This window comes from Micromonospora inaquosa (genome assembly GCF_003857055.1).
In the GTDB taxonomy this organism is placed as follows: Bacteria; Actinomycetota; Actinomycetes; order Mycobacteriales; family Micromonosporaceae; genus Micromonospora; species Micromonospora inaquosa.
Genome location: NZ_QGSZ01000251.1, coordinates 1 through 11,061, shown reverse-complemented (window position 1 = coordinate 11,061; position 11,061 = coordinate 1). Strand labels below are relative to the sequence as shown.

At 71.0% G+C, this 11,061-nt stretch carries 12 protein-coding genes; 3 read left to right on the top strand and 9 right to left on the bottom strand.

The window, feature by feature from the left end:
* The 7 genes from DLJ59_RS22435 to DLJ59_RS22405 form a co-directional block, all read right to left on the bottom strand.
* Positions 1 to 1,578: hypothetical protein (locus tag DLJ59_RS22435; RefSeq protein ID WP_124774582.1), on the bottom strand; the 1,578-nt coding region annotated here is incomplete at its 3' end.
* Between the two features lie 65 nt (positions 1,579 to 1,643).
* Positions 1,644 to 2,612 (bottom strand): NAD(P)/FAD-dependent oxidoreductase, encoded by a 969-nt coding sequence (locus tag DLJ59_RS22430; RefSeq protein WP_124774581.1) that lies wholly within the window; start codon positions 2,610 to 2,612, stop codon positions 1,644 to 1,646.
* 106 nt (positions 2,613 to 2,718) lie between these two features.
* Positions 2,719 to 3,372, bottom strand: a complete 654-nt coding sequence (locus DLJ59_RS22425) for a rhomboid family intramembrane serine protease (RefSeq protein ID WP_124774580.1) — start codon at positions 3,370 to 3,372, stop codon at positions 2,719 to 2,721.
* Between the two features lie 114 nt (positions 3,373 to 3,486).
* Positions 3,487 to 4,164, bottom strand: a complete 678-nt coding sequence (locus tag DLJ59_RS22420) for an aggregation-promoting factor C-terminal-like domain-containing protein (protein ID WP_124774579.1) — start codon at positions 4,162 to 4,164, stop codon at positions 3,487 to 3,489.
* A 275-nt stretch (positions 4,165 to 4,439) separates the two neighbouring features.
* The gene (gene phoH2 / locus DLJ59_RS22415; RefSeq protein ID WP_124774578.1) at positions 4,440 to 5,855 is read right to left on the bottom strand and encodes an RNA 5'-3' helicase PhoH2; all 1,416 of its coding nucleotides are present in this window, start codon (positions 5,853 to 5,855) and stop codon (positions 4,440 to 4,442) included.
* 413 nt (positions 5,856 to 6,268) lie between these two features.
* The gene (locus DLJ59_RS22410; protein ID WP_030328854.1) at positions 6,269 to 6,604 is read right to left on the bottom strand and encodes a hypothetical protein; all 336 of its coding nucleotides are present in this window, start codon (positions 6,602 to 6,604) and stop codon (positions 6,269 to 6,271) included.
* Positions 6,605 to 6,635: 31 nt separating this feature from the next.
* Positions 6,636 to 6,980 (bottom strand): hypothetical protein, encoded by a 345-nt coding sequence (locus DLJ59_RS22405; RefSeq protein WP_030328857.1) that lies wholly within the window; start codon positions 6,978 to 6,980, stop codon positions 6,636 to 6,638.
* Positions 6,981 to 7,244: 264 nt separating this feature from the next.
* Between DLJ59_RS22405 and DLJ59_RS22400 the strand changes: the two genes are divergently transcribed.
* The 3 genes from DLJ59_RS22400 (at position 7,245) to otsB (ending at position 9,096) form a co-directional block, all read left to right on the top strand.
* Positions 7,245 to 7,688, top strand: a complete 444-nt coding sequence (locus DLJ59_RS22400; protein ID WP_124774577.1) for an XRE family transcriptional regulator — start codon at positions 7,245 to 7,247, stop codon at positions 7,686 to 7,688.
* Between the two features lie 162 nt (positions 7,689 to 7,850).
* Positions 7,851 to 8,204, top strand: a complete 354-nt coding sequence (locus DLJ59_RS22395; RefSeq protein WP_124774576.1) for a hypothetical protein — start codon at positions 7,851 to 7,853, stop codon at positions 8,202 to 8,204.
* A 67-nt stretch (positions 8,205 to 8,271) separates the two neighbouring features.
* Positions 8,272 to 9,096, top strand: a complete 825-nt coding sequence (gene otsB, locus DLJ59_RS22390) for a trehalose-phosphatase (protein ID WP_124774575.1) — start codon at positions 8,272 to 8,274, stop codon at positions 9,094 to 9,096.
* 41 nt (positions 9,097 to 9,137) lie between these two features.
* Here the strand turns inward: otsB and DLJ59_RS22385 are convergent, their stop codons facing one another.
* Both DLJ59_RS22385 and DLJ59_RS22380 read right to left on the bottom strand, forming a co-directional pair.
* Positions 9,138 to 9,908 (bottom strand): isoprenyl transferase, encoded by a 771-nt coding sequence (locus DLJ59_RS22385; RefSeq protein WP_124774574.1) that lies wholly within the window; start codon positions 9,906 to 9,908, stop codon positions 9,138 to 9,140.
* A 31-nt stretch (positions 9,909 to 9,939) separates the two neighbouring features.
* Positions 9,940 to 11,052, bottom strand: a complete 1,113-nt coding sequence (locus DLJ59_RS22380; RefSeq protein WP_124774583.1) for a geranylgeranyl reductase family protein — start codon at positions 11,050 to 11,052, stop codon at positions 9,940 to 9,942.
* Positions 11,053 to 11,061: the final 9 nt, after the last annotated feature.

Below are 11,061 nucleotides of genomic sequence, written 5' to 3'. Positions count from 1 at the left end.
GGGCGGGCGCGGCGGGTACCGGCGCTCGAACGCGCGGGCCGGGTCGACCAGCCTGGCGATCCGGACGGCGAGCAGCACGCCCGGCACCAGGGCCAGCAGGGCAAGCGCCACCGCGACCCTGCTCTGCGGAGGGTTGCCGACCAGCCAACCCGCGAGCGGCACCCCGGACAGGAGCGCGGTGAGCAGCAGCCCGGTGAGTGCCCACCCGATCCATCGGGTCAGTGCGCCCTGGTAGGAGGCTCGGACGATCATGGCCGCCGCTGTCACGACGTTCAGGGGCAGAACGACGAGCAGCAGGGCCGTACCCGTCGAGGAGTCATCGTTGCGCTCCCAGGCCCCAGCCAACACGATCCCCGCGACCAGGATCGCCCCACTGCCGGCAAACCCCCACCAGCGCGGACCTCCACCGCGGCGAATCGCCAGGTGACCAGCGAGCACGGTGACCGTGACGCCGAGGGTCAGCGCGAGCGCGAGGGCGAGCTGCAGGTCCGTATCGCGGCTGCTGAGCCCTCCGTGAAGCTCGGGCGGCTCGTACCAGCGCCCGTCGTTCGGTCCCGCGTGATGGAGGAAGCCGTCGCGTTGCCATCCGCCGTCCGCTCTCCGGTGCAGGATGCCGTCGCGCCCGTTGGCGACCAGCACCTCGTGGCCGCCGCCGGCGGCGGCGGGATAGACGACCAGATCGCGGGAGGCGAAGTGCCGGCGGATGTCACCCGGGTTGGAAAAGTGACGGGCCAACTCCTCGCGGCGCGCGTCCGACACCTCCCAGGCCACCTGCCAGGTCACGCCGGCGTCGTCGCTCTGTTCCACCCGCAGGTGGTCGGCGACCGCCCGGTAGCACCGCTGCGGCTCGGTGGGCACGCACGCCTGCCGCTGCCCGTCGCCCTGTCGGGACAATCGCAGCTCCTCGACGTCCACGGCGGGCCGCCAGGTGTTCCCCCCGTCCTGGCTGACCGACCACTGACCGTCAGCCGGCCCGTCCGGCCAGGTCCGATCGTCGTATCCCAAGCCGATCGAGACCGCCGGGTGACCGTCAAGCAGGGCGGTGCCCACGGCGTACGGGTACTGGGTCTGACTGGTGGCGGCCACCGCGAAGACCGCCGGTGGCAGCACCACCAGCATCCGGACCAGCCGGGCGGTCCGTCGGCGCACCGGGCGGCGACGTGACCGCGTCCAACTCCACCAGGACAGGCCGAGCGCCGGCAGGGTGAGCAGGTCGGTCCAGTCGGCCCGGACCAGCGACGGCCCGGCCAGCACGGTCCAGGCCGAGGAGGCGAGTTCGGCGGCGTACCCGCTGGATTTGACGACCGCGAACCCGGCACCCACCGCGGCCAGGCCGGCCACCGCGGCGGCCCGGGCCGGCAGTCGTGGCACCAGGAGGGTCAGCAGCACCGCGACCAGCGGTGGGGCGAGCACCAGGCCGGCGACGTCGCTCAGCTTGCCGGTGAGCAGGCCGGGGAAGGCCGCCTTCAGAACATGATCGTTGACCAGCAGCAGGATCAGCGCGAACACGGTGCCGGGGTGGCAGAGCCAGGACAGCGTGCTGGGTGCGCCGTCCCGTGGCCTCTCGGAACCCGTCATCCCCTCAGGATCGGGTCGACCCGTCTCGATCCGGACTCAGGTCGGCGTGGGTCCGATATCGGCACTCAGCCGGCGTCGGAGGAGTGCCCCGGGAACAGGTGGGCGCTCGGGTCGATGGCCACTGCCGCGTTGTTGACCGCCGTCGCCGCCTCACCGAAGCCGGTGGCGATCAGCCGGACCTTGCCCGGGTACTCGGTGATGTCACCCGCGGCGAAGACCCGGGGCAGGTTGGTGGCCATCGCGCTGTCCACCAGGATGTGGCGGCGGTCCAGCCGTAACCCCCACTCGGCGAGCGGACCCAGGTCGGCGGTGAAGCCGAGGGCGGCCACCACGACGTCCACCGGCAGGGTCTCGGTCGCGCCACCGCGCACTGTCACCTCGGCACCGGTCACCGTGCCGTCACCGAGCAGCCTGGTGACCTCGGCGTTGACCACGACCCGCACCGGCAGGGAGAGCACCCGGCCGACCGTCGAGGCGTGGGCCCGGAACTTCTCCCGGCGGTGTACGAGGGTCACCGATCGAGCCAGCGGTTGCAGGGCCAGCGCCCAGTCGAAGGCGGAGTCGCCGCCACCGACGATCAGCACGTCCCGACCGGTCAACTCGGTCGGCTCGGTCACGAAGTAGACGATCCCCGAGCCGGGCGCACCGTCGGCGCACGGCAACGGCCGAGGGCTGAAGCTGCCGAGGCCGCCGGTGACCACGATCGCGCCGCACGCGAGTTGCTCGCCACCGGCCAGGCCGAGCACCGGGCGGCCCTCGGCGTACGAGAGCTTCTCCGCCCGGGTGCCGAGCAGGTACTGCGGATCGAACGGGGCCGCCTGGGCCACCAGGTTGGCCACCAGGTCACGGCCCTTGACCGCGGGAAAGCCGGCGACGTCGAGGATCAGCTTCTCCGGGTACATGGCGGTGACCTGACCGCCCGGCTCGGGCAACGCGTCGATCACCGCCACCGACAGCCCACGGAACCCGGCGTAGTACGCGGCGAAGAGGCCGGCCGGACCGGCCCCGATCACGGCGACATCGACCTCGCGCATGGCGTACCGTCGCTTCCCGCTTACGGATCAACGCTTGCTGATCTCGACCGTAGGCGGGCGGCGACGGTCGGGCAAGCATGTCCCAGGGGCGCGCCGGAGAATCGCCTCAGGGCAGGCTGAGGGTGGAACCCGAGTAGTCCGGGCCGTCCACGGCCGGTCGCCGCCGACGGAACAGGATCGCCGCCACCACCCCGCCGAGCAGGCCGAACAGGTGGCCCTGCCAGGAGATCCGCTCGTCGGTGGGGAGGATGCCGACCAACTGCCAGCCGTAGAGCAGACCGACCAGGAGGAAGACCGCGAAGTTCCACCAGCTGCGCTCGACGATGCCCCGGGTGAGCAGGATGCCCAGGTAGCCGAAGATGACGCCGCTGGCACCGACCACCACCGAGTTGGGCGAGCCGGTGAACCACACCCCCAGCCCACTGACCAGGATGATGATCAGGGTCGACCACAGGAACCGGCGGGCGCCGGCGGCGAGGACGAAGGTGCCCAGCAGGATCAGCGGAATGCTGTTGCTGTAGAGGTGGTCGAAGCCGTGGTGCAGGAACGGGGAGAAGAAGACGCCGTCCAGCCCGTCGATGCGTTTCGGGATGATGCCGGCGGTGGCGTCCAGGCCGAACGCCAACCCCTGGTCGATGGCCTCGATGAGGAAGAGGAACGGGACCACCGCGCACATGGCGACGAACGCCCGGCCGAGCGCGGCGTAGAACGCCTCGGTGCCGAACCGGTACGGGTCGCCGCTTGACGGGTGCAGGGTCACTCCACAACTGCTATCAGCAAAAGCGGCCGACCGCCACTCACGTCCCGTCCGGACCGGCCGGGGTACGCGCGACAGCGGGGCGGATGATTGCCCACCCGCCCCGCGTCGACAGCGTCAGTAGTGCCCTCTGTTCTGGAAGTAGGTCCAGGCACCGCAGGGCGTCTTGTACCTGCCCTTGATGTAGCCCAACCCCCACTTGATCTGCGTGGCCGGGTTGGTCCGCCAGTCATCTGCGACGGAGCTCATCTTGCTGCCCGGCAGGGACTGTGGAATGCCGTACGCACCGGACGAGGAGTTGCTGGCCTTGTGGTTCCAGCCGCTCTCCTTGGTCCAGAGCTTCTCCAGGCAGGGGAACTCGGCGATGCCGAAGCCCGCGTCGATCATCAGGGCGCACCCGGTCTTGCGGTTGCCGCTGTACTCGGCGCAGGACTCGGGGATCGGTCCGTTGTACGGCTTGGCGGCCGCGTTCGCTGCCGCGCGCTCGCGTTTGCGGGACGCCGCGGCGGCCTCGGCCCGGCGGGCCCGCTCGGCGGCTTCCTTGGCGGCCTGGGCCGCCCGCAGCTTGGCCTGGTACTCGGCGGCCCGCTGCTTGGAGAACTGCACCTGGTGGGCGGCCTGCCGCTCACGCTGGTACGCGAAGTCAGCCCGGTCGACCTCGACGCTGACCTTGTCGGCCAGCCCTTGTTGCTGGGTTTCCCGGTCTTCGCCCAGGTAGAAGCCACCGGCAACGCCCACGGAGAGCAGCGCTACAGCAGCCGTACGGGCGCCCAACCGGCTCCACAGCCGACTCACGAAGTGGTCCCTTCGTCGGGAGCAAGGACGCGGCTCGGCTGGCCGCAGGTGGGCCGTCAGCCGTGCCACGAGCGCCCCGACCGGTTGCCGGTCGCGCTGACGCACCTACCTTCGTCGATGCTGTCCGTCTCGGGACGAACGATCACCAACGATTCCCGTGGTGCGTGGACGCTCGTGGGACACGATTGCGCACAGTGAGGCCGATGGGAAACCAACCAGGCTCTTTGTGATTTGGACCACACCCCAAATGGGGACGAAAGCCCACAAAAGACCTGTCAGATCGGGATGTCCTCCAGGAGGTCGGTGACCATCGCGGCGATCGGCGACCGCTCCGAACGGCTGAGGGTGACGTGTGCGAAGAGCGGATGGCCCTTGAGTGCTTCGATGACCGCCGTCACCCCGTCGTGTCGACCGACCCGCAGATTGTCCCGCTGGGCCACGTCGTGGGTGAGCACCACCCGGGAGCCCTGCCCGATCCGCGACAGCACGGTCAACAGCACCCCGCGCTCCAACGACTGGGCCTCGTCCACGATCACGTAGGCGTCGTGCAGGCTGCGCCCCCGGATGTGGGTCAGCGGCAGCACCTCCAGGATGCCCCGCGAGGTGACCTCCTCCAGCACGTTCTCGTGCACCACCGCGCCGAGCGTGTCAAAGACAGCCTGCGCCCACGGCGACATCTTCTCCGACTCCGAGCCCGGCAGATAGCCCAACTCCTGGCCACCGACCGCGTACAGCGGGCGGAACACGATCACCTTCTTGTGCCGGCGACGCTCCATCACCGCCTCCAGCCCGGCGCAGAGCGCCAGCGCCGACTTGCCGGTGCCGGCCCGGCCACCCAGCGAGACGATCCCGATCGACTCGTCCAGCAGCAGGTCGAGCGCGATCCGCTGCTCGGCCGATCGGCCGTGCAGCCCGAACGCCTCCCGGTCGCCCCGGACCAGACGCACCGACTTGTCCGGCAGCACCCGGCCGAGCGCGGAGCCCCGCGCCGAGTGCAGCACCAGACCGGTGTGGCAGGGCAGCCCGGCCGCCTCGTCGAGGTCGAGCGTCTCGCCGGCGTAGAGCTGACCGATCTGCTCCTCGCTCAACTCCATCTCCGACATACCGGTCCAGGTCGGGTCGCTGGCCTGGCCGTGGCGGTACTCGTCGGCGCGCAGACCCACCGCCGCCGCCTTGACCCGCAGCGGCATGTCCTTGCTGACCAGGGTCACCTCCCGCCCCTCGGCGGCGAGGTTGAGCGCGACGGAGAGGATCCGGGCGTCGTTGCTCTCGGTGCGGAACCCGGGCGGCAGAACACCGTCGTCGGTGTGGTTGAGCTCCACCCGCAGGGTGCCGCCGACGTCGTTGGCGGGCACCGGGCGGTCGAGTCGACCATGCCGGACCCGCAGGTCGTCGAGCATCCGCAGCGACTGCCGGGCGAACCAGCCCAGCTCCGGATGGTGCCGCTTGCCTTCCAGCTCGGTGATGACCACCAGAGGCAGCACCACCTCATGCTCCGCGAACCGGTGGAATGCCGCCGGATCGGAGAGCAGCACCGACGTGTCCAGGACGAAGGCCTGGCCGGCTGGTCGTGGCTCCTTGGGGTCGGCCGGCGCGGCGGCCGCCGAACGGCGGCTCCTGGTGGCGCGGCGGGTCGTGGCAGTCGCGGCCGGGGTCTGGTCGGCACCGGCGATGGTACGGCGAGTCGTCACAGGCCTGCTCCGACGGATGGGCACCCGCCACCCGTGTTCCGCCTCCTCCGGTGCCCGGGGACACGGGGTCGGATGCGGAACCCCATGCGCGAGGTCGCAGATCCGGGCGGACCGGCTGGCTCGGGAGAACCCCGTGCCATGCCTAGACGCTAGCCCCGCCGGACCTTCCCGGCTAGAGGCCGAACGTGGATCTCCCAAGACACGCTCGTGAACAGCGTGGCGCCGACGCCGGCACCAGCCGAAAGGCACCGTCGCGGGCACGGCGGAACCGGCCGGGATGCATGCCCCCTGCGCGCATCCCGGCCGGTGGGGCCACCGTCACCGGTCTGACGTGACCCCGACGGTGCGTGTCCGCCGCGGACGACGCACCGCGTTCGTGGCGCCGATTCAGCGAGGGTGCCCGCCGACCGACCTCAACCGGTACGTCGGACGAGCGTGCCGGTCGGGTGCCGCCCGGTGATCGGGGCGGCCGGCGCGCTGAACGACGAGCCGGTGTACGTGGTGCCGGGGCGGGCGACGGCACCGGCGGAGCGGACCACTCCCGCCGGTGAGACCGACAGAGCCGAGGCGATGGCTGCCTGGGCGTCCCGGCGACGCCGGTTCCAGGCGCCCCGGTCACCGTCAAAGTAGCCCTGCCGGTAACCGAAGCGGTAGCCGATGCGGTAGCTGAGCTGCCCGTGCAACCGCCCGGCCGCGTAGCTGGTGGCACCGAGCACCAGGACGAGGAACACCGCGAGAAACGGGCTCATCGGGCAGCTCCGGCCCAGCCGGGACGCCAGGTCATCGCTCCTCCGGCTCGATCGTGGTGGGGTCGGCGACGAGCAGCCGGTCCAGGTCGTCGGTGCTGACCTCCTCGACCAGCTCGACGCTGATCCGGCAGCCGTCGAGCACGACTTCGGCCACCGAGGAGCGGCGAATCTCGCCGCCGGCGTCGTAGACCCGGACGCTCAGCTCGGGGCAGCCGAGATGGGTACGCCAGGCGTTCCACTCGGCACGATCGCCGACGCTCAGCGACAGGTAGCGGCAGCCTCGGGCGAGGTAGAGGCGCCAGGGGGCGGTCAGCCCCGCGGCGACCCCCTCGGCGATCAGCCCGAAGGCCTGGGCGCGGGTGGCGAGCTCGGTCACCACGACCCCCTGGCACCGGGGGCGTGACGCATGTGAGCACCAATCGTCTCATGCACGTGACACACCGTAGATTGTCCCATGGGCGTGACAGTATCAGCTTTTCGTCCGGTTACGTTTGCCACTACGTTCATCTATTCTGCCCGCGTGACACCCCTCAACAGTGGCACTGACTCGTTTACCGGAAATCCGAAAGCGTCGTCACGTCCGCGTGACAGTGGCGAGCCGGCGCACGCACCCGCAGTCGGCTGGCCGTACCGTCACGGAGTGACCGAGACGGCCAATGCGCGGAAGATCGCCTTCGCCACCTTCGTCCGGCGGGCCCTGGACGAGGCACGGGCGACCCGAGCCTGGAGCGGCACCGAGGTGTCCCGGCGCACCGGCGTCTCCCGGCAGACCATCAACCGCTGGGTCCGGGGCGACTGGGCCAGCGACCCGGAGGCCGAGCGGGTGGTCGCCTTCTGTGAGGGCCTGGGGCTGAACCCGGCAGCCGCCTTCGCCGCGCTCGGGTGGGACCGCACCGCGGCCGGCCCCCGCGCCGGCCAGTCCGCCCCTCCGATGGACCCCGACGTGGAGGCGCTGCTGCGCCGCCTGGTCGATCCGCAGGTGTCGGACGCGGAGAAGTTCCACATCCGCGAAACCATCAGATACCTCGCATATCGCCCAACGCTGCCGGTCGATGTCCGAAAAAGGGGCAATCAGGCAGGCTAGTTCCTCAGATAGCGAAAGAACGCCTGGTCAGGTTCATTCGTTTGCCTCCGGGGCAGGAACGGGCACGCTAGCGTCCCTATTCGTACTGCTTGGGCTCGTCATCGGCGGGGGGACGGGACAAGGCCGAACCCAGCCCTGCGGGACAGAAGGAGGGGTCTGTCCATGACCCTGAAGTGGTTGGCAGTCGTGGTCGCAACGGTGTCGGTGACACTGTGGGCGACCGGTAACACGGTGACCCTCGTGGTCGACGGCGGGCAGCTTCCGCTGCTCGTCAACCTCTTTGCGCTCATCACCGCCGGCACCGCGGTCGTCCTGGCCGTCACCGCCGAGCTGCACGAGCGCCTGAACAACCGAATCAGCGCGCTCACCGAGTTCCTGGTGGCACGGCTCAACGAGATCGAGAACCACACCGGCGATCGCAACACCGGGTTCGTGGAGGGCTATCTGTTGAGCCACGGCCAGGAAGCCGCGGTGGTGCCGTTCGGCCGGCGCGGGCGAGGAGCCGCCGAACGCTGATCGCCTACCGCTCAACGGGTCTGCTCGGCCAGGAATGACCCTGGATCGCCGGGGTACGCTGACGCGCGTGCCGCCGTTGAATCTGGGCAATCAGCAGCCGAAAACCCCGTTGGACGCCGACCAGGCCTGGCGGTTAACCGCCAGCCGGGCGGCCGGGACCGTGCTCTTCTTCGACTTCGACGGGACGCTCGCGCCCGTCGACGACGATCCGACCGCGGTACGCCCGGCTCCCAAGGCGTTGGCCGCGATCGAGGCGCTCGCCCCGGTCGTGCAGCGGGTCGCGATCGTCTCCGCCAGACCCGTCGAGTTCCTTCGGGATCAGCTCGGCGGGCTCGCCGGCGTGGACCTCTACGGCCTCTACGGGCTGGAGCACAGCCACTCCGGCGGGGAGACCGTCACCGAACCGGCGGCGCTGCCCTGGGTGCCGACCATGGCGGAGCTGGCCGACCTGGCTCGGGCGGAGCTGCCGCCCGGCACGCTGGTGGAGTACAAGCGACTCTCGGTCGCTCTGCACTGGCGTACCGCCCCGCAACTCGGCCCGACGGTGCAGCAGTGGGGGCAGGCGCAGGCCGACCGTCTGGGGTTGCGCTCACAGGCCGGGCGGATGGTGCTGGAGCTGAAGCCGCCAGTCGACCGGGACAAGGGCATGGTCATCGGCGAGGCAATCAAGGGCGCCACCGGTGCCTGGTACTTCGGCGACGATGTCTCCGACATCAAGGCCTTCGCCGCGCTGCGCGCTCGCGCCGCCGCCGACCCGGACTTCCTCGGCGTCTGCGTGGCCGTGGCCAACTCGGAGACCGGACATGAGGTGGCCAACGCCGCCGACCTGACGATCGAGTCGCCGGCCGCCCTGGGCGACTTCCTCACCCGGGCACTGACCCAGCTGCCCTGACTGACCCAACTGCCTGACCCGCCGGAGCGGCGACCGACGGGTCAGGCGCCGTAGCGGCGTTGCCTGGTGGCGTACGAGCGCAGCGCCCGCAGAAAGTCGATGTGCCGGAAATCCGGCCAGTTGAGCTCACAGAAGTAGAACTCCGAGTGCGCCGACTGCCAGAGCATGAAACCGGACAGCCGCTGCTCGCCGCTAGTGCGGATGACCAGGTCAGGGTCGGGCTGACCCCTGGTGTAGAGGTGCTCGGAGATGTGCTCGACGTCCAGCACCTCGGCCAACTCCTCAAGCGTGCCGCCGGTGGCGGCGTGCTCCAGCAGCAGCGAACGGACCGCGTCGGTGATCTCCCGCCGACCGCCGTAGCCCACCGCGATGTTGACCTCCGCGCCGCCGGTGCGCTCGCGGGTGCGTTCCTCGGCCCCCTTGAGCGCCGCCGCGGTCTGCGCCGGCAGCAGGTCGAGCGCCCCGACGATGCGCAGCCGCCAGGGGTTGCCCTCCTCGGCCAGCTCCACCACCAGGTCCTCAATGATCTTGAGGAGCGGATCCAGCTCACTGGCCGGACGGCGCAGGTTGTCGGTGGCCAGCAGGTAGAGGGTCACGTGCCCGACACCGGCCTGGTCACACCAGCCGAGGACATGCTTGATCTTCGCCGCGCCGACCCGGTGCCCGTCGTTCGGGTCGACGAAGCCCATCTCCCTCGCCCATCGGCGGTTGCCGTCGCACATCACCCCAACGTGCCGGGGCACCGGCTTACCCGCGAGCTTCGCCGTGAGCCGGCGCTCGTACACGGAGTAGATAAGGTTCCGCAGCGTCATCACCTAGCAGCGTAGCGACCCTTCGGCCAGTTCACCGCCTCGGAGCACCATCCCCGCCGCCCAGACCGATGCCGATCATCGCGAGCGTACGGCCGGTGAGGCGTCCGTCACCCAGTCCCAGCTCGACAACGTCGTAGAACACCCGGTCGTCGCGACGGGCCGCCCGGACCGCCGCGTCCACCACCCGGCGTCGCCGGGCCAACCAGGCAGCGACCGAGCTGTGCCGCAGGTGAGTGCCGAGGCGGCGACGCAACCCGTGGGCGTAGCGGGCAGCCGCGCGCTCGGGCGACCGGGCCGCCGCCGACCCGGCCAGCGCGCCGGAGAGCAACGCGTAGAAGATCCCCTCGCCGGTGAACGGATTGATCAGTGACAGCGCGTCCCCGGCCAGCAGCGTGCGCCCTCGCCCCGGCGACGGTCGGTGCGTGGAGAGCGGCAGGTGGTGGGCGCGCAACGCGGTCACGGTCGCCAGGTCGGTGCCGGGTAGCAGCGCGGCCAGCCGATCCAGCAGGTACGCGCGGCTCAACGGCTCACCGCGCAGAACCTCCCCGTACCCGACGTTCGCCCGCCCGTCGCCGATCGGAAACGACCAGGCGTACGCCGGCCAGCGCGCCTTCGAGGTGACGATGAGCTGCTCGGACGGGCCGGGCAGAGCCGGGGCGTACCCCCGGATGGCCAGTGCCAGGTGCCGGTCGGGGTTCTGCGGATGGCCGAGCGCCCGACGTACCACCGAGCCGGCACCGTCCGCGCCGATCACCACCCGCCCGGACACCTGCCCGTCGAGCACCACACGGTCGGCGCGCGGCTCGATCTGACGCACGGTGTGTCGGCGCAACTGCGCGCCGGCGACCACCGCGGCCGCCACCAGCCGCGCGTCGAACACCTCCCGGGGCACTGTGTACGCGGGCCGGGGCAGCGCCCGAGCCACCGCACCACCACCGGGCGCGATCATGCGTAACGCCGGCAGTGGCTGGTAGCCCGCCACCGCCTCGGTCACCCCCAGCTCGGCGAGCACGTCCACCGAGTGCGCGGCGATGCCGTCACCGCACGCCTTGTCCCGGGGAAAGTCGGCCCGGTCCAACAGCAGCACGCTGGCACCCGCCCGGCGCGCCGTCAGCGCGGCAGCCGCCCCGGCCCGCGTACACAGTGCCCCGGG

What these genes read in the sequence shown, in the direction of transcription:
- DLJ59_RS22410 (WP_030328854.1), bottom strand. Translation starts at nt 6,604, where the DNA reads ATGAGCCCGTTTCTCGCGGTGTTCCTCGTCCTGGTGCTCGGTGCCACC.
- DLJ59_RS22430 (WP_124774581.1), bottom strand. Translation starts at nt 2,612, where the DNA reads ATGCGCGAGGTCGATGTCGCCGTGATCGGGGCCGGTCCGGCCGGCCTC.
- DLJ59_RS22395 (WP_124774576.1), top strand. Translation starts at nt 7,851, where the DNA reads ATGACCCTGAAGTGGTTGGCAGTCGTGGTCGCAACGGTGTCGGTGACA.
- DLJ59_RS22385 (WP_124774574.1), bottom strand. Translation starts at nt 9,908, where the DNA reads ATGACGCTGCGGAACCTTATCTACTCCGTGTACGAGCGCCGGCTCACG.